This window comes from Thermanaerovibrio velox DSM 12556 (assembly GCF_000237825.1).
GTDB lineage: Bacteria > Synergistota > Synergistia > Synergistales > Synergistaceae > Thermanaerovibrio > Thermanaerovibrio velox.
Map to the genome: position 1 here is coordinate 173,279 of NZ_CM001377.1, position 21,911 is coordinate 195,189.

The 21,911-nt window shown below is 63.0% G+C and carries 19 protein-coding genes and 1 rRNA gene; 19 read left to right on the forward strand and 1 reads right to left on the reverse strand.

The annotated features are described in order from the left end of the window. The first annotated feature begins 127 nt into the window (after positions 1-127). The 6 genes from THEVEDRAFT_RS00755 to THEVEDRAFT_RS00780 all read left to right on the forward strand — a co-directional run bounded on the left by THEVEDRAFT_RS00755 (position 128) and on the right by THEVEDRAFT_RS00780 (position 7,239). Positions 128-1,474: a hypothetical protein gene (locus THEVEDRAFT_RS00755; protein ID WP_006582827.1), complete on the forward strand. Its 1,347-nt coding sequence runs from the start codon at positions 128-130 to the stop codon at positions 1,472-1,474. 42 nt (positions 1,475-1,516) lie between these two features. Next, positions 1,517-2,707 (forward strand): M20 metallopeptidase family protein, encoded by a 1,191-nt coding sequence (locus tag THEVEDRAFT_RS00760; RefSeq protein ID WP_006582828.1) that lies wholly within the window; start codon positions 1,517-1,519, stop codon positions 2,705-2,707. 67 nt (positions 2,708-2,774) lie between these two features. Continuing rightward, a complete protein-coding gene (locus THEVEDRAFT_RS00765) occupies positions 2,775-4,232 on the forward strand; it encodes an AMP-binding protein (RefSeq protein WP_006582829.1) in 1,458 nt (485 codons plus the stop codon). After that, positions 4,229-5,281: a [citrate (pro-3S)-lyase] ligase gene (gene citC, locus THEVEDRAFT_RS00770; RefSeq protein WP_006582830.1), complete on the forward strand. Its 1,053-nt coding sequence runs from the start codon at positions 4,229-4,231 to the stop codon at positions 5,279-5,281. Before THEVEDRAFT_RS00765 ends, citC begins: the two co-directional genes overlap by 4 nt. A 1-nt stretch (position 5,282) precedes the next feature. Further along, complete coding sequence (locus THEVEDRAFT_RS00775; protein ID WP_006582831.1) at positions 5,283-6,644, forward strand: aminotransferase-like domain-containing protein; 1,362 nt, start codon at positions 5,283-5,285, stop codon at positions 6,642-6,644. Continuing rightward, entirely contained in the window at positions 6,616-7,239 is a 624-nt protein-coding gene (locus THEVEDRAFT_RS00780; RefSeq protein ID WP_006582832.1) for a citrate lyase holo-[acyl-carrier protein] synthase, read from the forward strand. Before THEVEDRAFT_RS00775 ends, THEVEDRAFT_RS00780 begins: the two co-directional genes overlap by 29 nt. A gap of 113 nt (positions 7,240-7,352) precedes the next feature. Here the strand turns inward: THEVEDRAFT_RS00780 and THEVEDRAFT_RS00785 are convergent, their stop codons facing one another. After that, positions 7,353-8,552 (reverse strand): aminotransferase-like domain-containing protein, encoded by a 1,200-nt coding sequence (locus tag THEVEDRAFT_RS00785; protein ID WP_006582834.1) that lies wholly within the window; start codon positions 8,550-8,552, stop codon positions 7,353-7,355. Between the two features lie 133 nt (positions 8,553-8,685). Between THEVEDRAFT_RS00785 and THEVEDRAFT_RS00790 the strand changes: the two genes are divergently transcribed. From THEVEDRAFT_RS00790 to THEVEDRAFT_RS00850, 13 genes are all read left to right on the forward strand, one after another. Continuing rightward, entirely contained in the window at positions 8,686-9,375 is a 690-nt protein-coding gene (locus THEVEDRAFT_RS00790) for a GntR family transcriptional regulator (RefSeq protein WP_006582835.1), read from the forward strand. A 153-nt stretch (positions 9,376-9,528) separates the two neighbouring features. Next, positions 9,529-10,659 (forward strand): DegT/DnrJ/EryC1/StrS family aminotransferase, encoded by a 1,131-nt coding sequence (locus THEVEDRAFT_RS00795; RefSeq protein ID WP_006582836.1) that lies wholly within the window; start codon positions 9,529-9,531, stop codon positions 10,657-10,659. A gap of 161 nt (positions 10,660-10,820) precedes the next feature. Continuing rightward, positions 10,821-11,516 (forward strand): zinc metallopeptidase, encoded by a 696-nt coding sequence (locus THEVEDRAFT_RS00800; RefSeq protein WP_040825533.1) that lies wholly within the window; start codon positions 10,821-10,823, stop codon positions 11,514-11,516. A gap of 128 nt (positions 11,517-11,644) precedes the next feature. Next, positions 11,645-12,961 carry an RsmB/NOP family class I SAM-dependent RNA methyltransferase gene (locus THEVEDRAFT_RS00805; protein WP_006582838.1) on the forward strand — a complete coding sequence of 439 codons (1,317 nt, stop codon included), beginning with the start codon at positions 11,645-11,647 and terminating at the stop codon, positions 12,959-12,961. A 17-nt stretch (positions 12,962-12,978) separates the two neighbouring features. Then, positions 12,979-14,145 carry a PASTA domain-containing protein gene (locus THEVEDRAFT_RS00810; RefSeq protein ID WP_006582839.1) on the forward strand — a complete coding sequence of 389 codons (1,167 nt, stop codon included), beginning with the start codon at positions 12,979-12,981 and terminating at the stop codon, positions 14,143-14,145. Continuing rightward, positions 14,124-14,822, forward strand: coding sequence for a ribulose-phosphate 3-epimerase (rpe, locus tag THEVEDRAFT_RS00815; RefSeq protein ID WP_006582840.1), 699 nt, complete (start codon positions 14,124-14,126; stop codon positions 14,820-14,822). Before THEVEDRAFT_RS00810 ends, rpe begins: the two co-directional genes overlap by 22 nt. A 6-nt stretch (positions 14,823-14,828) precedes the next feature. Next, the gene (locus THEVEDRAFT_RS00820) at positions 14,829-15,770 is read left to right on the forward strand and encodes a helix-turn-helix domain-containing protein (RefSeq protein WP_006582841.1); all 942 of its coding nucleotides are present in this window, start codon (positions 14,829-14,831) and stop codon (positions 15,768-15,770) included. Positions 15,771-15,889: 119 nt separating this feature from the next. Further along, the gene (locus THEVEDRAFT_RS00825) at positions 15,890-17,182 is read left to right on the forward strand and encodes a MiaB/RimO family radical SAM methylthiotransferase (protein WP_006582842.1); all 1,293 of its coding nucleotides are present in this window, start codon (positions 15,890-15,892) and stop codon (positions 17,180-17,182) included. A gap of 3 nt (positions 17,183-17,185) precedes the next feature. Then, a complete protein-coding gene (locus tag THEVEDRAFT_RS00830; protein WP_006582843.1) occupies positions 17,186-17,671 on the forward strand; it encodes a phosphatidylglycerophosphatase A family protein in 486 nt (161 codons plus the stop codon). A 120-nt stretch (positions 17,672-17,791) separates the two neighbouring features. Next, the gene (locus THEVEDRAFT_RS00835; RefSeq protein WP_006582844.1) at positions 17,792-18,325 is read left to right on the forward strand and encodes a CinA family protein; all 534 of its coding nucleotides are present in this window, start codon (positions 17,792-17,794) and stop codon (positions 18,323-18,325) included. After that, complete coding sequence (gene thpR, locus THEVEDRAFT_RS00840; RefSeq protein ID WP_006582845.1) at positions 18,322-18,927, forward strand: RNA 2',3'-cyclic phosphodiesterase; 606 nt, start codon at positions 18,322-18,324, stop codon at positions 18,925-18,927. Before THEVEDRAFT_RS00835 ends, thpR begins: the two co-directional genes overlap by 4 nt. Before the next feature lie 39 nt (positions 18,928-18,966). After that, positions 18,967-20,097 (forward strand): recombinase RecA, encoded by a 1,131-nt coding sequence (recA, locus tag THEVEDRAFT_RS00845; RefSeq protein WP_006582846.1) that lies wholly within the window; start codon positions 18,967-18,969, stop codon positions 20,095-20,097. A 279-nt stretch (positions 20,098-20,376) separates the two neighbouring features. Continuing rightward, positions 20,377-21,900: ribosomal RNA gene (locus THEVEDRAFT_RS00850) — 16S ribosomal RNA — on the forward strand. Positions 21,901-21,911: the final 11 nt, after the last annotated feature.

Consider the following 21,911-nt stretch of genomic DNA (forward strand, 5'->3'; position numbering starts at 1 on the left):
ACTCATTACCTCCCGTCGAAAAGGGCGTTATCGTTGGCTTGGGATATATAAATGTATAATACACTAACGGGGCCCTGTCGTCCCCGTTGGATTCATACTTTCTTGGATCAAGGGGAACTTATTGGACATGGATATACCGCGTCTTATCCTGGCGGAAGAGGCAACCGGATCCCTCCCGGTGGGGGTCATGCTGGCGGGGGCCCTGAAGCAGCGGGGTTACAAGCTGAGGCTCTTCTCGTCCTATCGGGACGAGAGGGTGCTGCGCCTTGTGGAGCTGGTCTGCTCCCAGCGGTGTCATCATCTGGATGCGGAGGCCTTGGGTACCGTTTCAAGGCTGAAGGCCCTTTTCGAGGCCGCCTCGGCGGAGGGGGAGCTGAGCTTGGTGCTGAGCCCCCTGGGGCATAGGGGGAAGAACGATCGGTTCTTCCCGGCGGACAGCACCTTGAAGCTCATGGAAGCCCTGGAGTGCCCGGTGCTGCCGATACTGCGGGCCGACACGTCCGCCTTCGCCGCCGCCGGCGTGCTGGCTCAGGTCATGGGGGCTATCCCCCCGAATTGGGCCCCCATGGGGCTTTTCTTGGGGGTCCCTAACCCGAGGGAGTATCAGCTGCTGGACCGGGAGGTGGGCCGGCGGCTGCCGTTCCTGAGCCTTGGATACCTGCCCAGGGACTTCATCCGGGACATGCCCTCGGTGGAAGAGCTTTGCTCCTCCAAGTCCCCGGCGCTGCTGGCGGGCCTTAAGGCGGCGGTGGCCAGGCTCCAGTCCATGGAGCACCAAGTGCTTTGGCCCGCCTTCGGCGCCCTTGGGACCATGGCGGAGCCTTGGAGGCCCCAGGATATGCCGGAGTTGCTCCCTTCCAAACCCATGGTGGGCATCTTGAAGCACCATTCCATGTCCCTCGGAGGGGGCAATGGGGAGGCCCTGCTCGCCGCCATGGGTTGTTCCGTGGTACCAGTGCCGGTGGAGGATGGGGACCTGCCCCAGGGCCTTGACGGGCTTTTAATCCCCCATGGCCCCGCGTATCTGGGTCTGTTAGAATTGCGTAACAACCGGTCCCTTGTGGCTTCCATAGGCAGGATGTTCCTGTCCGGCAAACCGGTTTTGGCGGACGGCGGGTCCGCGGTCATCCTGGGCCGGGAGGTGCTGGCCCCGTCCGGAAGCGTAAGGGGGCTTGCCATGTTCCCCTACGACGGCATCGCCCCCGGGTCAGATGGGGAGCTGGAGCCGAGGGTCATTAGGGCGGTGGAGGACGGCCCCCTTCTCAAAAAGGGGGAGACGTCCCTGGGATTGAAGAGCCCCTGGTCCGGCTTCCTCAGGAGCCGGGAGACCCAAGGGGAGTGGCAGGTGGAGTACGTTAAGGGCGGCCTTGAGGGCATGGACGGCTGGAGCCTTCGAAAAGGGGTGGCCTGTTCGGTTCGGTTGGAGCTTTGGAGCTGTTACAGCCGGGTGCGTCGCTGGCTTGGGGGGCTATAGATCCCGTCGGCCTCGGGGGCCTGGGTGCAAGGGGGGGTTAGCTTGAAGGAAGACGACATGTGTGGCTTGGGGCCGGAGTTGTTGGCGGAGGCCCAAGGTCTCGGGGAGATGCTGATATCCTGGAGGAGGGAGTTCCACCAGTTCCCGGAGCTGGCGTTTGAGGAGAACATAACCGCTTCGAGGATAACCCAGGCCTTGTCCTCCATGAAGGGGATGCGGGTTTTCACTGGCTTTGGGACCCCCACGTCGGTCATAGGGGTTTTGAGAGGGGATATCGATCGGCCCGCCCTGGTGCTCCGGGCGGAGATGGACGCCTTGCCGCTGGAGGAGGAGACGGGGCTTCCCTTCTCGTCCTGCATGCCGGGGGTGATGCATGCCTGTGGTCACGATGCTCACATGGCATCCCTCCTGGGCTGTGCCATGGTCCTTGCAAACCGGGCGGAGCAGTTGGAACGGCCGGTGATATTCCTGTTCCAGCCCGCGGAGGAGGGCCGGGGTGGCGCCAAGGCCCTCGTGGAGGGAGGGTTCTTCAGGCGCTTCAAGGTGGATAACGTTATAGGTGTTCTCATGTGGCCCCATCTGCCCTACGGGTACCTGGCCACCAGGAGGGGAGTCATGACTGCCCTGTCGGACCGGGTACACATTGAGATCCGCGGCGTCGGAGGCCATGCGGCCACCCCGCATGCCACGGTGGACCCGGTTTTGGTGGCCTCCCACGCGGTGATCGGGGTTCAGAGCCTCATATCCCGGGAGGTGGACCCCTTGGAAGGGGCGGTAATATCCTTCGGTCAGATGGAGGCCGGGTACGCCTACAACGTCATCCCCGAGAGCGCCCATCTATGGGGGACCTTAAGGGCCTTTAACACCGAGGTGAGGGACAGGCTGAAGGAGCGCCTGGAGGAGATGGTGCCCCTCATCGCCAGGGCCCACAGGGCCAGAGCTTCGGTGGAGTACGTGAAGAACTACCCGTCGGTGTACAACGATCCCGACTGCGTGGAAAGGGTTTTGAGGGCCGCGGACCGGTTCTTCGGGGCCGACTCGGTAAGCGAGTTGGAGCATCCGCTGTTGTCCGGCGAGGATTTCTCGTTCTACTCCATGGAGGTGCCCTCTTGCCTCATGCTGCTCGGCACCGGCATGGAGTGCGGTCTGCACCATCCCAGGTATGACATACCGGAGGAGCTGATGCCTCTCATGTCCGCCTGGGAGGCCTTCTTGGCCATCACCATGGGGTAGTATGCGCTGAGCCGGAGGTGCATGCCTTTGCACAATAAATTCCCTTATCGTTTCTGGAGGCGACGACGTGAACCATAGACTGGAAGAAGCTATCTTAGAGAGGCTTGGCACCGGAGAAGGGGAGCACTGTCTTTGGTGGCGCGGCACCTGGTGGTCTAGGGGGGCGTTCCTCGGGATGTTCGAGGACTGTCTTGAGGTGCTTGAGGCCAGCGGCTTTGGGGAGGGCATGAGGTTGGGTCTCCTTCTGCCCAACAGCCCGCTGTTCTGGGCCCTGACCCTCGCGGTTTGGCGCCTCAGGGGTGCGGTGGTTCCCCTCAACTGGCGGGGTGTGTTGGATCGGAGGACCTTGGAGCACCTGGACCTCTTCGCCCTGGTGGAGGAGGAGGGATCTGGTGTGGAGCTTCCATCCTCCTTGCCTCGGACCGTGGGGAGCCTCGACGGGGGCATTCAGCGGTTCACCGGGCGGGAGTGCGTCCCGGACAGCCCGGACGTGGCGGTGGTGTTTCTGACCTCCGGCACCACCGGCACGCCCAAGGCGGTTCCGCTCACCCACCGGAACCTTGTTTCCAACGCGGAGGCCTGTGTGAGGCATGTGGCGGACCTTCGGGAGGACGATGTGTTCCTCAACGCCCTGCCCAATTTCCATGCCCTGGGGTTCACCGTGTGCGGTCTCATACCGCTCCTCTTCGGCTTTCCCCAGGTGGTGATGCCCTCTTTCATGCCCCCCGAGGGGACCGCAGAGGCCATCCGCAAGGGGGACGTGACGGTATTGCCGGCGGTGCCCATAATGATCTCCATGCTCATCGGGGCCTTCATGAGGAAGGGTATATCCCCCAGCTCCCTTCGGATGGTCATATCCGGCGGGGACCGGCTGCCCCCTAAGCTAGACCAGCGGTGCCAGAAGGTCTTGGGGGTGCCGGTGCTGGAGGGTTACGGTCTCACCGAGACCTCCCCGGTGTTGGCGGTGAACCCCTCTAAGGCCTTAAGGCGCCCTGGTACCGTGGGGACCTTCATCCCCGGGGTGGAGTACATGGTACTGCGCCGGGATGGGCAGCCCGCCGGGGAGGGCGAGGAGGGGCGTCTCCTGGTTAAGGGGCCTTCGGTGTTCGATGGGTACTTCAGGAATCCGGGGCTCAACCTGACCAGGTTCAAAGACGGGTGGTTCGACACGGAGGACCTGGTGAAGGTGGACCGGGATGGCTACGTGACGCTTGTGGCCCGGGTTAGCGACCTCATAATCGTAGGGGGCTTCAACGTTTACCCCCAGGAGGTTGAGGCGGTGCTCTTGGAGCACCCCAAGATCAAGGAGGTGGCGGTGGTTGGGGTGCCTAACCCCTTGAGCGGTCAGGCGGTTAAGGCCTTCGTGATACCCCGCAACGGGGAGATACCCACCTTGAGGGAGATCGCGGAGTTCTGCAAGGGCAGGCTTCCTCATTACAAGATCCCAAGGTCCCTGGCGGTGGTGGATCAGTTTCCCCGCTCCAGCATAGGGGAGGTAGTGAAGAGGGAGTTGAGGAGCATATGAGCTTTGGGGTTGAGACGGAGTTCTTCCATCCTTCAAGGCATGGGATGCCGGAGGAGGCGGAGGAGCTCCTGCTGTCCCAGGGGCTGCGTCCCGAGGGGGCCCCGGACGTCACGGTGGTTTTGAGGATGGGATCTCGCCCGGCCGCCACCGCGTCCCTGGAGGGGGACGTGATAAAGATGGTGGCGGTGGCGGAGGAGTTCCAGGAGATGGGGCTTGCCGCCCAGGCGGTGTCCCGGGTGATCGAGTGGGCTCGATCGAAGGGGCTCGGGCACCTGTTCATATACACCAAGCCGACGGAGGCGGATAAGTTCGTGTCCCTGGGTTTTACGGAGATCGCCAGGTCCCACGGGGCGGTGCTGCTGGAGATGGGGCGTCCTAACGTGGAGGACTTCGGGGGCTCCTTAAGGGCACTCCGAGAGGCTCTTGGGGTGACCGAGTCCGGGGCGGTGGTTATGAACGCCAATCCGTTCACCCTTGGTCACCGTTACCTTGCCAAGACCGCTTCCGCCATGTCGGAGCACCTTTTCGTGGTGGTGGTGAGGGCGGATAGGTCGTCGTTCCCCTTTGAGGACCGGTTTGAGATGGTGAAGCTGGGGGTTGCGGACCTGTCGAACGTCACCGTGCTTGACAGCGGTCCCTATGCGGTGTCCTCCGCCACGTTCCCCACCTACTTCCTGCGGGATCCCTCCATGGAGGACCTCATAGGGGTCCAGACCCGGCTGGACTCAGACCTGTTCGGCCGGTTGTTCGTCCCCTCCCTGGGGGTTAAGAGGCGTTTTGTGGGCACCGAGCCCTACTGCCCGGTCACGGCGGCGTACAACCGGGCGATGAGGGAGGTGCTTCCCCGGTACGGGGTGGAGGTGGTGGAGGTACCCCGTCTTGAGGTGTCCGGAAGGCCCGTGTCCGCCTCCGAGGTCCGCTCCGCCATGGCGGAGGGGCGTCTTGAGGACCTGAGGGGGCTTTTGCCGGACAGCACATTGAACTACCTGTTCTCCGAGCGGGGGAGGTACCTTTTCGAACGGGTGGCGGCGTCGAAGGGAGGGCACTGAGTTGCTGGAGATACCCCTGGACAGGGGGTCCGGTGTGCCCCTTCACCGGCAGGTGAGCCGCCACATAAGGCGTCTCATCCTGTCCGGTGCCCTCCCTCCGGGTAGTCAGCTGCCGTCCTTCCGGGAGATGTCCTGGTCCTTGAAGGTGAGCCGCAGCACCGTAGAGGAGGCCTACTCGGATCTGGAGGGGGAGGGGCTTGTGTGTCTTGTCCCCCGAAAGGGGGTTTTCGTGGCCCTTGGGGATGGGGACGGCGGATGCGGTTTAGATGATGAAGACCGCTGCATCGGGGCTTGCTCCGCCCCCGGGGATACGTTGGACCTGGCGTCGGAGGTGCCCTTTGAGGACCTGGTGCCAAGGCGGGAGGTTCGGAGGGCCCTTAGGTGGGTCATGGGGACTCTCGGCACCCCCGGTTGGAACGCACCGTTGGATGGGCTGCCGGAGCTCAAGTGTCACCTGGCGGGTCACTCCGCCCTGAGGGGGGTGCCGGCGCTGAAGGAGCAGATGATAGTCACCTCCGGCGGCAGGGAGGGGCTTGCCCTGTGCCTTTGGGCCCTTTCGCAGCGGGGGACTAAGAGGCTTTGGGTGGATCGGCTCACCTATCCGCTAGCCTTCCTTCAGGCGGAGGCGATGGGCATGGAGGTGCGGACCTTTGGGAGTCCCCGGGAGCTCCAGGGGGCCCGCAGGGGGGACGCGGTGTACCTGATCCCCAGCTTCCACAACCCCACCGGGAGGACCATGGGGGCGGAGGAGAGGAGCTGGGTCCTTGAGGCGGGCCGGGACAGGGGGCTTGTGATCCTGGAGGACGACACCTACGGAGAGCTGCGCTACGGTCCCAGGAGCGTGCCCGCCCTCAAGGCCCTGGAGCTTAGTGGGGACGTTCTCTACCTGGGATCCTTTTCCCAGGGGTTGTTCCTGGAGGTTAAGCTTGGCTACCTGCTGTGTCCCCAGGGCATGATGGAGCCCCTCTTAAGGGCTAAGGAGATGTTCTTCGGGGCCACCAACCTCTTCTCCCAGCTCGTGGCGCTGCGACTTTTCGATGACGGGGCGGTGCCGCGCATACTGGATAGGAACCGTTGCATCGTAAGGCAGCGCATGGAGGTCCTGTGCCGCGTTCTTGGGATCCCGATGCCCGAGGGTGGCGTTTTCGCATGGCTCGACGTTCCCTTGGGAGGTGACGAGTTCGCCCGGCGGCTTAGGGGTCTAGGGGTGGAGGTGGTGCCCGGGGGCCGTTTCTCCCCGGTGGGTGAGGACGTGCGGGCGGTCAGGATCTCCGTGGCTTCCGCCTCATCATCGGGCGTGCGCCGGGCCGCCAGGATTATAAGGGGGCTTGCGGATGAGCTGTCTTCGGGGGAGGAACGGTAAGGGGCCATCACCTCTCGAGGAGGTCTTGAGGGCCCGGGAGGAGAGGACAGATCTCCGGAGGGCCCTGGGCTTGGAGCTGCTCGATCCCCGCCGTTACCTGGCGGGGCCCTTGGCCTTGGTTCAAGGGGGCCTCAACGTCCCCGGGTGGCCAAAGGGGCTTAAAGGTGGGATGGAGCGACTTGAGGAGGCCCTTTCCCTGGCCCTTGAGGGGCTTAGGTGGCAGAGGCTGGCGATCCGCCAGGACCCCTTGGGTCCCTTCCTCTTGGCGGCGGTGGAGCGGGACCCCATGGAGGTTAAGGGCCGGTGTGTGGCGGCGGAGGAGGGTCTTCCCTGGGGGAGGCTCGTGGACCTGGACGTTTTCTTCCCCCTGGATCTTTCAAGGCCCATAAAGAGGCATGCCCTGGGATCCCCGGAGCGCCGGTGCCTCATGTGCCGCAGGCCCGCCAAGGAGTGTGCCCAGGCTGCCCGTCACCACCCGGAGGCTTTACGACGAAGGGCCTTGCTGCTTTGGGGTTTCCCCGAACACTTCCTTCAGGTATTCCCTCCAGAGCTTGAGGGCCAAAAGGGCACACCCGGTGCCCCCCGCGAGGCCTAGAACCACGTAGGTAACGCTGCCTCGGCCAAGCAGGAAACCCCCAAGGCCCCCCAGGGCGTATCCGTAGGCTGCGACGCTGGAGATTGAGAGGACTAGCACCAGAAGCCGCTTGTTCATCCCCGCACCCCTTCCGAGGCCAGCTCCCCTATGATGTCCGCCGCCCTTTGGAGCTCCTCTGGGGAACACCAGGAGAAGGAGAGCCTGAGGAACCGGTCCTTGGCCTCCGGAACGTGGGGCCAGAAGGCCCTTTCCGGCACCGTGGCAACCCCCCTGTGGGTTACCAGTTCCATGGCCATGGCGGAGGGCTGGTCCACGAACAGGTTGATGAAGCACCCCCCGGAGGGTACCCGGACGTTGAGTTTCCATCTTGCGAGCCCCTCTTTTAAGGCGTCCCGCCGGACCTTGAGGAAACGGCGCACCCGCTGGAGCTGTTCCGCCATCAGCCCCTGCTTGAGGAACTCCAACACCAGCAGGGAGTCCGCGGCGGGCATGGAGATCATGGTCATCTCCTGCAGCCTTGCCAGGGACTCCACCATGGCGGGATGTCCCAGTATCCATCCAAGCCTAAGCCCCGGCGCCAATACCTTGGAGAAGGATCCCAGGTACAGCACCAGCCCCGACTGGAAGCCCACCAGGGGGATGGAGGCCCCGTGGTCCCTCGGGCCGTCCAGGTTGAGGAGCCTGTAGGGGTCGTCTGCCACGATGAGGAAGCGGTAGCGGTCCGCCATCTTGAGGAGCCGTGCCTGCCTTTCGGGGCTCATGGAACACCCGGAGGGGTTTTGGTGATTTAAGATGGTGTATACTAATTTGGGGATGTCTCCCCGGGTGCACCGTTCCTCCAGGACGTCCAGGTCCATGCCGTCCTGGTCCACCGGTATCGGCATGAGGCGGGCTTTATGGCGGATGAGGGTGCACCAGGTGTCCGGGTAGCATGGGGCGTCTAACGCCACCGGGTCATTGGGTTTTACGGTGCCCTGGCAGATTAGGTCGAAGGCGTACTGGGAGCCCAATGTCAGCATGAGGTGTTCCTCTCCGGCCTCTTCCGGGGCGCAGCCCTCGGTCTTCTGCCAGTGGAGCACCGCCTCCCTCAGGGCCCCAAGACCTCGGTTGCTCCCGTACAGCAGCCCCTTGGGGTGGGAGAGGATCCCTTTCATGGCGCACTCCGCCATGGCTTCCACGTCCATGGCGTCGAGGTATGGCTGGCCGGAAGTCAAGGGAAGCGCCCCGTTGGCGAGGCCCAGGCGTATGTACTTCACCAGCGGTGAAGGGTGGAGCGGGAACTGGGAGGCAAGCTCCTCCGCGGGATGCAGCATAAGACGCACCTCCGGTTGTGAGTCAATGGTTTTATGCACCAGGGGCCCCTCTTCTTGCGTAATAGTTTGACTGGCGCTACAATGCCAAATAATAGTTTATATTGGAAAAAATTCCCCTGTGGGAGGGGCGCCCATGTTAGAGCCGTCGCTTAATGAACCAGTTCAGGAGCATAGACTTTATACCACTTCTGCGGAGTATGTCTACTCTACCCTGAGGCGGGAGATAATAACCAAGCAGCTTACCTCTGGGACAAGGCTGCCGGAGGTGGCTATAGCCACCAGGTTGAAGGTGAGCCGCACGCCGGTGCGGGAGGCCTTGAGGAGGCTGGCAAGCGAGGGTTTGGTGCTAATAATCCCGAACAGCGGAGCCAGGGTGGCGGCCCCCAGGAGGAAGGAGATGGAGGACGCGTACGTGGTGAGGGAGGAGCTGGAGTGTCTTGCGGCCCGGCTCGCCTGCGCCAACGTGACGGAGAAGCACTTGAGGCGTCTTGAGGAGTGCGTGGCGGATGAGGAGCGGGCCTTTGGGGAGCGGAACCTGGAGGCGTACCTTGAGATCAACGAGGCGTTTCACCGGATAATAGCGGATGCCTCGGGGAACCGGGTTCTTAGGGAGTACGTGGAGAACATCCTGGCCCGGACGAACGTGTACATAGTGTTCTACGACCCGTTCTACGTGGTGGAGAGCAACCCCAGCGTTCAGGAGCACCGTCTCATAATCGAGGCCCTGAGGGCAAGGGATGCTCAGGAGGCGGTGGAGAGGATGAGGAGCCACATAAGGCTCTCCAAGGGGAGCTTGAGCGAAGGGGAGCTGAAGGCCCTCTGAGGTGCGGTCCCATGGGGGGTGATGGACCCTTGGGGTGGCGATGCCGAAGGGCCCGGGAAGCGAAAAAGTGAAAAAGTCCACGTTGCGCCGATCCCCGGGGATAACTAAAATGGCCCCCGGGGTCAATCTTTTTTGAAAAGGGGTAGAGCCGTTTTGAGTTCAATACCTTCGTTCGATCTAAAGAGGAACTACGAAAGGGTCCGCCAGGAGGTTAGGGATGCGGTGGACAAGGTGCTGGAGAGCCAGCATTTCGTACTGGGGCCGGAGGTCAAGGCCTTCGAGGATGAGTTCGCGTCGTACCTTGGGGTGCCCCATGCGGTGGGCTGTGCCTCCGGGAGCGATGCGCTGCTCCTGGCCCTAATGGCCATAGGGGTAGGTCCCGGGGACGAGGTCATAACCACGCCGTTCACGTTCTTCGCCAGCACCAGCTGCATATCCCGCCTTGGGGCCCGGGCGGTATACGTTGACGTGGACATGGACACGTACAACATGAGGATGGACATGGTGATGGACGCGGTGACCCCAAGGACAAAGGCGGTGCTTCCGGTCCACATCTTCGGGCAGATGTGTCCCCTGGAGGAGATAGCCTCCGAGTTGAAGGACCGGGGCATAGCTTTGGTGGAGGATTGCGCCCAGTCCTTCGGGGCGGTTCGGCGGGTGGATGGGAACCTCATGAGGGGCGGTGCGGTGGGGGACGTGTCGTGTTTCTCCTTCTTCCCCACCAAAAACCTGGGCTGCTACGGGGACGGTGGTCTTGTGGCCTCCGCGGATCCCGAGATGGATAAGCGGCTCAGGTCCCTTCGGGTGCACGGTTCCAGCGCCACCTACTTCCACGACGAGGTGGGGCTCAACAGCCGGCTTGACGAGATCCAGGCGGCCATCCTTAGGGTTAGGCTGCGGCACGCGGAGCAGTGGAACGAGGAGAGGCGGGCCATAGCGGAGCGGTACAGGCTCCTCTTCGCCGCCCATGACCTGTTGGAGTTCGTGACGCCCCCCGTGGAGCTGGAGGGCAACCGGCACGTGTTCCACCAGTACGTGGTGAGGGCGAAGGACCGGGACGAGCTGCAGAGGTTCCTGGCCCAGCGGGGCATAACCACTAGGGTATACTATCCCCTTTCCCTGCACCTGCAGCCCTGTTTCCGCTACCTGGGCTACAAGGAGGGGGACTTCCCGGCCAGCGAGGCCTTGACCCGACAGGTGCTGGCGCTGCCCATGTTCCCGGAGCTCACCCCGGAGGAGCAGGAGACGGTGGTGTTGGCCATGAAGGATTTCTATCGCCGCTGATTTGACCATTATTGCTCTTTTGGTGAAAATAGGTTAGACTACTGAGGAGGGGGTTGTCCCCTCCTCAGTATGATTATGTGTGTCCGGATAAGGGGTCCCTGGGGTTTTCCCCGGGGGCAAGGTATAAGACGGGGGATGTAAAGAAGGGGGAGGGATTGCAGATGTTCTATCCGTTTTTTGATCCCACCATGCTATTTCTGATACCGGCGGTCATCCTTGGCATCTGGGCCCAGATGAGGGTTCAGAGCACCTATGCCCGGTATGCGGCGGTGTGGGCCCGGCGGGGGGTGACGGCGGAGCAGGTGGCCCATGGGCTGTTGGGTCGTTTTGGGCTCCGGATCCCGGTGGAGCGGGTGCCTGGGAGCCTCACGGATCACTACGATCCCCGGGCCAAGGTGCTCCGGCTTTCGGACAGCGTGTGGGGCAACTACAGCATAGCCGCCATAGGCGTGGCGGCCCATGAGGTTGGTCATGCGGTGCAGGACCTGGAGGGTTATTCGCCGCTGAAGATAAGGAACGCCATAGTGCCGGTGGTGAACCTGGGATCCATGGCGGCGCTGCCCTTGTTCTTCATAGGGTTCCTGTTTAGGTCTCCGTCTATGATGGACCTGGGGATACTGTTCTTCCTGGGGGTCATATTGTTCCACCTGGTGACCCTGCCGGTGGAGTTCGACGCCTCCAGCAGGGCGTTGAGGCTTCTTGCGGACACCGGGTACCTTGCCCCGGACGAGATAAGGGGGGCCAGGGAGGTGCTCAACGCCGCGGCCCTCACCTACGTGGCCGCCACGGTGATGGCGGTTTCCCAGCTGCTCAGGCTCCTATTCTTGAGGGGCATGGTGGGGGGCCGGGACGAGTAAGACCTTTTGCAGTGGGGTGGTTTGTTATAAACTCGTGGGGGCTTCCCCCGCGGGTTTTGTTTTTTGTATTCCCTTATTAGGGATTTCGCGTTCCCGGGAGGAACCCGACTGGAGGAGATGTTTGCGATATGAAGGGGATAGAGGCTGCGCTTTTGGTTTGGAAAGAGGTGGGGGAGGGGGCCTTTGCGTCCGAGGCCCTTCGCAGGGTTTCGGGGCAGCTTTCTCCGGGGGACAGGAAGCTGGCGGCCCTTTTGGTTTACAGTGCCTTGAGGCGCCGCAGCCTGTGGCGCTTCATGTTGGAGAAACGGCTCCGGCGGCCCTTCAAGGAGCTGAAGCCGATCACCCGGGACGCCCTGATGCTGGGTCTTGCGGGCTTGATGGAGCTTAAGCGGTTTAACCCCGGGCCCCTTTACAACGGGCTTGCCCAGGTGATGAAGGCCCAGGGGGCGGATGACGAGGTGCCCCTTTTCCACGGGGTGTTGAAGCGTCTGGAGCGGGAGGGGCAGGAGCTCCTGGATCGTCTTAGGGTCAGCTCCTCCCCCAGGGACGTGGCCATGTACCATGGGCTTCCCCTGTGGGGGCTGAGCTTGTTCATGGACCAGTGGGGGCCCAAGAAGGGCAGGGAGCTTGCCAGGCTGATGGGCATGACCCGTTACTCCTCGTTCTTCGTCCCCCCCTCGGAGAGGGAGGGGTTGATGGACGCCATGAGGTCCGCGGGGATCCGCTGCTGGCCGTCGGACGAGCTGGATTTCTCCGTGAGGACCTGTTCCCACGGCTTTCCCCCGGAGGTGCCCGGTTATCGGGAGGGGCTTCTGCGTCCCATGAGCGAGTCGTCCATGTGGGTGGTACGCTGTGCCGTTCACCTCGCCAAGGGGGGCCGGGTTCTTGACATGTGCTGCGGCAGGGGAGTTAAGGGGTCCGCGCTGCTGTCCTTGGATGACCGGGTGACTTTGGAGGGCTGGGACATATCGGAGGGGAAGGTGAGGGCTGCCAGGGGTGATCTGGACCTTCGGGGGCTTTCCGATCGGGGGGTCATAAGGGCCGGGGACGCGTTGGATCTGATCCCGGAGGAGGAGCCTCATCTTGTGCTTCTGGACGCCCCTTGCAGCGGCAGCGGCACCTGGGGCAGGCATCCGGAGGGCAAGTGGCGCATGTCCCCGGAGGAGGTGGATCGCCTCTCGGGCCTTCAGCGTAGGCTGTTGGACCGGGCCTTGAGCCTTGTGCCTAAGGGGGGCCGGGTCATCTACTCCACCTGCAGCCTCTTCAGGGAGGAGAACGAGCGGGTGGTGGGAGAGGTGTTGTCTTCTCGGCGGGACGTGGTGGAGGAGCCGTTTCCGTTCCGGGGGGCGGACATTGTAAAGGGGCGTCCTTTCGGCGTCTACGTGTGGCCCAGGCTCCCCTGGGCGGACGGATTTTACTGCGCGGTGCTCTACCGGCGCGGTTAGCGGGGGGATATCAGGATATGGGTCGTTTTCTGAAGCTTGGGGTTCTTGTCTCCCTTCTGGTCATAGTGGGCTCCGCCTACATGGCCCTTAAGCTTGTATTCTTCGAGAGCCCGGAGGTGCAGGTGCCTGCGGTGGTGGGCATGGACGCGGTTAAGGCGGTGGAGGCGCTGCGGTCTCAGGGGCTGTTGGTCCGGATAGACCAGGTGGACTCCTCGCAGCCCCAGGGGATGGTGGTGTCCCAGTGGCCGGATCCGGGGGAGAAGGTGGAGCGTGGCAAGGTGGTGATCCTCAAGGCCAGCCGGGGAGGCCGGGTCGTCACGGTGCCGGACGTGAGGGGCCTTGAGATGGGAGAGGCGGTCAAGCGGCTTTCCGACGCGGGGTTGAAGGTGTCCGAGGTGCTCAAGGTCCGGGACCAGGTTACCCCCTCCGGGAAGGTCATAGCCCAGAACCCCGCGTCCCCCGCGGCGGTTCCCAGCACCGCTTCGGTGAGCCTTTTGGTGAGCCAGGGGCTTGGGGGAGAGGACCTGGTGGAGATCCCAGATCTCACTGGACAGCCGGTGGACCAGGCGATGCTCATGGTGTCCCAGATGGGGCTGAAGGGTGAGGTGGGGGCTAGGGTGAAGACCCAGGCGTTCCCGGAGGGGGTCGTGGTGTCCCACGTGCCCCGGATGGGGGCCAAGGTCCCGCCGGGCAGTGTGGTGTCCCTGCGGGTGGCGGCGGCGGGCAGTACCGGCCAGGGTGCCTCTGCCCCATCTGGGGAGGTCCAGCCCCAGGGAGCGGCGGGTGTTGCGGAAGGGACCCCTAAGGCCGAGACGGCCCCGGTGAACCCCGCGCCCTCCAGCTCTGGCAAGCCGCAGAAGGAGAAAGAAGAGCCCAAGCCCCAGGAGGCGCCTAAGCTCAGTGTGCCGCCAGGGGGCTCCTCCGGGGGCAAGGTGGAGCCCAAGGAGGGGGCTAAGGTGCTGAGCGGTCCCTTGAGGACCGCCAAGATAAGGTATCAGGTGCCGCCGCTCACCCAGCCCATGGCCCTTAAGATAGAGCTGGTGGACGACGACGGCACCAGGGTGGTTAAGGAGACCCAGGTCAAGGGCGGGGAGTACGTGTCCGTGGACGCGCCCTTCCGTGGAGAGGCCCGGGTGGTCATATATCTGGGAGGCGAGTTCGTATGGCAGGACCGGTATCGGTAGGAGCCGTTAGGGGCATGGGCAGGGCGCTTCTCGCCCCGTCGCTCCTCTCCGCAGACCTTATGAACGTCAAGGGCTCCGTGGAGGCGTTGGGCGGGGCTTGGGACTGGCTGCACGTGGACGTGATGGATGGGCACTTCGTCCCCAACATAACCTTCGGCCCCGGTTTCGTGAGGTCCCTCCGGCGCGGGTTCCCCGACGCCTTCCTGGACGTCCACCTCATGGCGGATGCCCCGGAGGACTTCGTGGAGGACTTCGCTTCCGCCGGGGCGGATCTCATGTGCGTGCACGTGGAGGCCTCCAGGCACCTGCACAGGCTTTTGAGTTCCATCCGGGAGGCGGGGGTCATGGTGGGGCTTGCGGTTAACCCCGCGACCCCGGTGGAGTGGACGTTCCCGGTGCTCCACATGGTGGACCTGGTGTTGGTGATGTCCGTGAACCCCGGTTTTGGCGGGCAGAAGTTCATCCCCGAGACGATGAACAAGACCCTGGAGCTCTTCCGCAGGAGGGAGGCGGAAAAGCTGGAGTTTCTCATAGAGATGGATGGTGGCATCGGGGAGGACAACTGCCGGGAGCTGGTGAGGAACGGGTGTGACGTGCTGGTGGCAGGTAGCGCGGTGCTTGGCGCCAAGGATCCCGGGGAGGCGGCAAGTCGCATCATGTCCATGCTGGGGAGGTGATGAGCGGTGGCTAGCTTCCCTGAGGGCGGGGATGTGAGCCGGGAGGACCTTAAGGGTCTTGGCGAGGCCCTTAGGGCCATGAGGGAGGGACAGGGGCTCTCCCTGGAGGACGTTGAACGGGACACCAAGATAAGGAAGGCCTTCATCGAGGCCATAGAGGCCGGGGATTACGGTGCCATACCTGGCATGGCTTATGCAAGGGGGTTCGTCAAGTCCTACTGCGAATACCTCAAGGCCCCGGACCTGTGGCCCCGGTTTCAGGGGCTTTTGAGGGGGGAGGAGCCCTCCCTGGGCACCTACGCCCCTCCCAGGACCGCTTTCCGCCGCACGTCCCACTGGTGGCTTTACGCCATATTGATAGGGGCGGTGGGGTTCGCATCGTACCTCATATTTCAGCAGTGGCAGGACTTCAAGCTTCGCATGAAGGACTCGGTGATAACCAAGCCCGCGGAGGTGACGCCTCCGTCGGAAGAGACGGTTCGTTCCCCCTATTCCGAGGATATCGTACCCCTCTCTCGGGATGAGGCGGGGGCGGTTGAAGCGTCCGGGGACAAGGGGGTCGTTTCCGCCGACGGGTCCGGCCCGGTGAGCGGGGAGATTGCTTCTGACGACCTTTCCTGGATGACCGGTGCTGCCCCGGCGCCTCGTCCAGCCGATGTGGTGCCCTCCGCGGGGTTCACCGTCACGGCCCGAAAGCCCTGCTGGATAAAGGTCACCGACCTGGGGGATAAGGGGCGGGTTGTCTTTCAGGGGGTCCTCAAGGAGGGGGAGAGCAAGTCCTTCAGCTCCCAGGGGGTGCTTCGGCTGAGGGTTGGGAACGCCGGGGCCGCGTCGCTTAAGACCCCATCGGGGGAGATGGATCCTTTGGGCCCCTTGGGGATACCGAAGACCTATTACGTGCTGCCGGATGGAACGGTTAGCAAGGATCGTCTAAAGGCCCCCCGCTGAGGCTGGGGGTGCTGCTGCAGTGCGGGGGATATGCCTAGGGATCCCCCGGTTTAATTTTGTTGGGGCCCTTTGCCCCAGGGTGAGGTCGTAAGAGGGATATGAATGCTGGAACTGAGGGTTTGAAGGAGAAGACGGTTTTCGTTCTGAGCTTGGGTTGCGCGAAGAACCGGGTGGACAGCGAGAGGTTTCTGGGTGTTGCCCTCTCGAGGGGTTACCGCCGGGTGCAACGGCCGGAGGGTGCGGGTCTTTGCGTAATCAACACCTGCGGATTTTTGGAGAGCGCGGTGAGGGAGAACCTGGACTCCATCCTTGAGGCGGAGGAGATGAGGCGGAGGGGGCTTATAGGTTCCCTGGCGGTGGTGGGTTGCCTGGTGAACCGATACGGGGAAGATCTGAAGGAGCTTGAAGTGGATTTCCTAGGGCCCACCGAATGCTATCGGGAGTTTGGGGCTTTTCTGGATAGGGGGGAGCTGGAGTCCCGCATCACCCCGGGCCGTGCTCCCATGGGAGATGGGGAGGCGGTTCGGTACCTCAAGGTGGCGGAGGGCTGCTCCAACCGGTGTTCTTACTGTGCCATACCCATGATAAGGGGTCCCCTTAGGAGCTCGCCGGTGAGGGAGCTGGTGGCCGAGGCGGAGGAGCTTTTGGACCAGGGGGCCAAGGAGATATGCCTCGTGGCCCAGGACCTCACCCGGTACGGGGAGGACCTGGGAGTGGGGCTGATGGATCTGCTGGGGCCTCTGGAGAGCACCGTGGCGGGCAGGGCCAAGCTTAGGCTTCTGTACCTTCACCCGTCCCGGGTGACCCGGGAGCTCATTGAGCGGGTGGCATCGTCCCCGGTGATCCATAGTTACCTTGACGTGCCGGTTCAGCACGCTTCCCCGGGGATACTCGCCTCCATGGGGCGTCCCATGGGTTTTGAGGATGTGGTGGGGGTTTTCAAGATGGCCCGTCAGGTGGACCCGCTGTTCGCCATGAGGACCACCTTGATGGTGGGCTACCCGGGGGAGGGGGCGGAGGATTTTCAAATGCTCCTCCGGTTTCTGGACGAGGCCCAGCCGGATCGGGTGGGGGCTTTCGTGTTCTCCCCCGAGGAGGGGACCGGGGCGTTCCACCTGGCGGGAAGGGTGGGTATTAGGACCGCCCAGGCTCGTCTTAAGGCCCTGATGGATAGGGCGGCCCAGGTGTCCCTGGCCCGTCAGCGGCTGTTTGAAGGCCGGGAACTGGAGGTGCTGCTGGAGGATATTGAGGACGGGATGGGGGTTGGCCGTTCCTATCGGGAGGCCCCAGAGGTGGACGGATCGGTGCTCATCCCGGATGGCTCGGGGCTCATGGTCGGCAGGACTTACCGGGTCCTGGTGGACGAGGCCCTGGAGCATGACCTTATAGGGTCGGTAATCGAGGAGGTGTGACGAGTGCGGGACAGGGAGGCCTTCATGACCTGGTACGGCATGGTATCCACGTGCTTCGGCCTGGGGTTGTCAAAGTGGGCCCCCGGTACGGTGGGATCCTTTGGGGCCTTCGTGCTGGCGCTTCTCATGGGGCGCATACCTCTGGCGGCGCTGGTGGGGGTTATAGTGGTCGGCACCGCGGCATCCCACAGGTACTCTCATAGGGTCAGGGTTGAGGACCCCCCCGAGGTGGTGATAGACGAGGTCGCGGGGTATTGGGCCGCCCAGTATGCCCTCCCGATGGAGATGGCCTTGGGGACCCTGCTGCTCTTCCGCATAGTTGACATAGCCAAGCCGTTCCCCATAAGGCGCTTTGAGGCGCTCCCCGGAGGGGTTGGGATCATGGCGGACGACCTGGCGGGGGGGATAATGGTGAACCTGATCGTGCGGTTCACCTATTACCTGCTCTTCCAAGGCGGCCTTGCGGGCTTGTACGCCTTCTTCTCCTGATATTGATGGGGTTGGAGCTCCTCGGGGTGGGATTTGGATCGGGTGTGGCGTCCTCTGGGCCAGGGGTTGGTGGTCGGGGATGCCTAAGCGGTGTGGCAGCGTGTTTCTGGAGGTGGTTCCTTGTCCTGTTATGAGGATCCCGCGGTGGTCATGGCGAGAGATCTGCTGAGGGAGCTGGAGTCATCGGGGCTCACCCTTTCGGCGGCGGAGTCCTGTACCGGAGGCAGGCTTTGTGCCGCGGTGACGTCGGTCCCCGGTTCTTCGGCCTCGTTCCTAGGGGGGGTTGTGGCCTACTCGAACCAGGCGAAGGTCAGGATGCTGGAGGTTCCGGAGGACGTCATTGCCCTTCACGGGGCGGTCAGCCGGGAGTGTGCGCTCAAGATGGCGGAGGGCTGTGCCCGGGTGTTTGGTGCCTCCGTGGGGGTTTCCATCACCGGGGTGGCGGGCCCCTCCGGTGGAAGTCCGGAGAAGCCCGTGGGGACCGTGTGGTTCGGCTTCAAGCTTCCCTGGGGGCTGGCGGCGGAGATGCGGCTCTTCCCGGGTTCCCGGGAGGAGGTGCAGCGGTCCTCCGTGGCCTTTGCCCTTTGCAGGTTGTTGGAGGAGCTGCGGGGGGCCAAGGGCGTTGCGGCAGGGGCAGAGGGGGCGATCCCGTGAGGTGTTTCGTGTGCCTGGTGCCGCCGGCGCCGGTGAGGCGTCTTTTGTGCGAGCGGCTTTCCCGGGTGAGAAGGGAGCATGGGGGTGTCAAGTGGGTACGGGAGGACCTGCTGCACGTGACGCTGATGTTCCTCGGTGAGGTTGCCCCCAGGGTGCCTTCGGAGCTTGAGCTGAGGTTGAAGCCCCTTTTGGCGGGGATCCCGCCCTTCCGGCTGGGGCTTGGCGGGATGGGGGTGTTTCCGTCCGCGTCCTCCCCTAGGGTGCTTTGGGTGGGCCTGGAGGGGGACGGCGGGAGCATGGAGCGGCTTAAGGCCCTTGCGGAGGCGGTGGAGGAGGCGTCCCGTGGGGTCCTCATAGCTCGGGGGGAGCCCTTCGTGCCCCACATGACGCTGGGCCGGGTCCGGCGGGGGGAGACGGTTGGGGCTGGGCTGATGGATGCCCTTGAGGGGGTTAGGTTCAGGCCCGGGGAGGGGGATTTCCTGGTGGACCAGGTGGTTGTGATGGAGAGCCGTCTAGGCCCCGGGGGTCCTTCGTACGTTCCATTGAAGAGGATTCCCCTTGGGGTAGACGGGGGTTTGGGTGGTTTGCCCGGTGGTCTTTAGGGGGTTTTTAGGTCTTTTGTTGGAGAGGAGGGTTTTGGGGTGGCCAAGAAGAAGGAGGCTCTTACCCGGGAGGACATTTTAGATCAGGCCATAGATGAGATCCGGTCCAAGTTTGGCGAAGGGGCCATAATGAGGCTTGGGGACAGGGCTTTGGGGCAGGTGGAGGTCATTCCCACGGGGATACTTCCTTTGGACGTGGCGTTGGGCATAGGTGGTCTTCCCCGGGGGCGTATAGTGGAGATATTCGGTCCCGAGGGCACTGGCAAGACCACCATAGCCTTGCATGCGGTGGCGGAGGCCCAGAAGGCGGGGGGCGTGGCGGCGTTCATAGACGCGGAGCACGCTTTGGACCCTAGGCTTGCCTCGGCGGTGGGGGTTAACACCGAGGCCCTTTACCTTTCCCAGCCGGACAGTGGGGAGCAGGCGCTTTACATCCTGGACACCCTGGTCAGGAGCGGTGCGGTGGACATAATAGTGGTTGACTCCGTGGCGGCCTTGACCCCCCAGGCGGAGATAGACGGGAAGATGGGGGAGGGGACCCAGGTGGGTCTTCAGGCCAGGCTGATGTCCTATGCGTTGAGGCGTCTTACCGCTGCCATATCCAAGAGCAAGACCACGGTGGTGTTCATAAACCAGCTGAGGGCCCAGATAAGCACCGGTTACGGCCAGGGGCCCCAGGAGACCACCACTGGGGGTCGGGCGCTTAAGTTCTACAGTTCCGTGAGGATAGAGGTTAAGAGGGGTAAGGCGGTGACCCAGGGGGAGGACACCATAGGGCATGAGCTTTGGATGAAGGTCGTTAAGAACAAGCAGGCTCCGCCTTTCAGGTCTGCCCACGCCACGTTGATATATGGCAAGGGGGTGCCCCGTGCGATGGCGGTGCTGGACATGGCGCTGGACTATGAGGTGGTGAAGCGCAAGGGATCCTGGCTTGCGTATGGGGGGGAGACCTTGGCGCAGGGTAAGGAGGGCACCGCCCAGTACATATCGGAGCATCCGGAGCTTTTAGAGGAGCTCACCCAGGAGGTGCTCAAGCTGGTGGTGCCTGGTTACGGGGAGCCCATGAGGGAGTCGGAGGGGGAAGAGGTTGGGGAGCGGGTGGATCTGGAGCCCTTGGAAGATGTCCCTCCGGGAATTTTGGACATAGATCTGGGGGATGGTTCTATTTAAATGAAGCCCGGGGATTGACATAAAGCCTTAACGCAGTCGAAGTTAAAACATAACAAGACTTTAAGCACTCCATCGAGCCTTTGTGGTAAACTATTTGTCTGTGTTGACTCTCAAGGCTTTCTGGAGTACACTACGCCTTGTCCCGCGGGGGCGAGCCTGATGGCGGCCTGGTAGGGTCGGCGGTGGTGAGCTTGGCGGGGGAACCGATGACAGGTGGATAAGGGAGACGGGCCTGAGGCGTAGTGTCTCGGGTAGAGAACGGGCTCTTGATAGAAGAATTGCTAGGAGAGTTTGATCCTGGCTCAGGACGAACGCTGGCGGCGTGCTTAACACATGCAAGTCGAACGGGCCGATGGGTGAAAGTTCGCTGGATCCTATTGGTTAGTGGCGGACGGGTGAGTAACACGTGAGAACCTGGCCTGCACAGGGGGACAACTGTTGGAAACGGCAGCTAATACCCCATAGGCGCGAGAGCGTTAAAGGAGAGATCCGGTGCGGGGTGGGCTCGCGGCCTATCAGCTAGTTGGTGGGGTAATGGCCTACCAAGGCGATGACGGGTAGCCGGCCTGAGAGGGTGTACGGCCACACTGGAACTGAGATACGGTCCAGACTCCTACGGGAGGCAGCAGTGGGGAATATTGGGCAATGGGCGGAAGCCTGACCCAGCGACGCCGCGTGAGGGAAGAAGTCCTTCGGGATGTAAACCTCTGTTGTAAGGGAAGAAGGAAGTGACGGTACCTTACGAGGAAGCCCCGGCAAACTACGTGCCAGCAGCCGCGGTAATACGTAGGGGGCGAGCGTTGTCCGGAATTACTGGGCGTAAAGAGCGCGTAGGCGGCTGGATAAGTCGGCTGTGAAAGATGCGGGCTCAACCTGCGGATTGCGGTCGATACTGTTTGGCTGGAGTGCGGGAGAGGGAAGTGGAATTCCCGGTGTAGCGGTGAAATGCGTAGATATCGGGAGGAACACCAGTGGCGAAGGCGGCTTCCTGGACCGCGACTGACGCTCAAGCGCGAAAGCTGGGGGAGCGAACGGGATTAGATACCCCGGTAGTCCCAGCTGTAAACGATGGATGCTAGGTGTGGGGGTCGTATGGCTTCCGTGCCGGAGTTAACGCGATAAGCATCCCGCCTGGGGAGTACGGCCGCAAGGCTGAAACTCAAAGGAATTGACGGGGGCCCGCACAAGCGGTGGAGCACGTGGTTTAATTCGATGCAAACCGAAGGACCTTACCTGGGTTTGACATGTACGTGGTAGGGAGATGAAAGTCGAACGACCTTGGGGAGACTCGAGGAGCGTACACAGGTGCTGCATGGCTGTCGTCAGCTCGTGTCGTGAGATGTTGGGTTAAGTCCCGCAACGAGCGCAACCCCTATTGCCAGTTACTAACGGGAGAGCCGAGGACTCTGGCGAGACTGCCGTCGACAAGGCGGAGGAAGGTGGGGACGACGTCAAGTCATCATGGCCTTTATGCCCAGGGCGACACACGTGCTACAATGGCCGGCACAGAGGGAAGCGAAGCTGCGAGGTGGAGCGGATCCCAGAAAGCCGGTCCCAGTTCGGATTGCAGTCTGCAACTCGACTGCATGAAGCCGGAATCGCTAGTAATCGCGGATCAGCCAAGCCGCGGTGAATACGTTCCCGGGCCTTGTACACACCGCCCGTCACACCACCCGAGTTGGGTGTACCCGAAGTCGCCGGCCTAACCCGCGAGGGGAGGAGGCGCCTAAGGTATGCTTGGTGAGGGGGGTGAAGTCGTAACAAGGTAGCCGTACCGGAAGGTGCGGCTGGATCACCTCCTTTCTAAGGAGAAT

Bases quoted from the DNA above. Each gene is read 5' to 3' on its own strand.
- THEVEDRAFT_RS00755 (WP_006582827.1), top strand. From the start codon at position 128: ATGGATATACCGCGTCTTATCCTGGCGGAAGAGGCAACCGGATCCCTC.
- citC (WP_006582830.1), top strand. From the start codon at position 4,229: ATGAGCTTTGGGGTTGAGACGGAGTTCTTCCATCCTTCAAGGCATGGG.
- THEVEDRAFT_RS00780 (WP_006582832.1), top strand. From the start codon at position 6,616: ATGAGCTGTCTTCGGGGGAGGAACGGTAAGGGGCCATCACCTCTCGAG.
- THEVEDRAFT_RS00785 (WP_006582834.1), bottom strand. From the start codon at position 8,552: ATGCTGCATCCCGCGGAGGAGCTTGCCTCCCAGTTCCCGCTCCACCCT.
- THEVEDRAFT_RS00790 (WP_006582835.1), top strand. From the start codon at position 8,686: ATGTTAGAGCCGTCGCTTAATGAACCAGTTCAGGAGCATAGACTTTAT.
- THEVEDRAFT_RS00800 (WP_040825533.1), top strand. From the start codon at position 10,821: ATGTTCTATCCGTTTTTTGATCCCACCATGCTATTTCTGATACCGGCG.
- THEVEDRAFT_RS00805 (WP_006582838.1), top strand. From the start codon at position 11,645: ATGAAGGGGATAGAGGCTGCGCTTTTGGTTTGGAAAGAGGTGGGGGAG.
- THEVEDRAFT_RS00810 (WP_006582839.1), top strand. From the start codon at position 12,979: ATGGGTCGTTTTCTGAAGCTTGGGGTTCTTGTCTCCCTTCTGGTCATA.
- rpe (WP_006582840.1), top strand. From the start codon at position 14,124: ATGGCAGGACCGGTATCGGTAGGAGCCGTTAGGGGCATGGGCAGGGCG.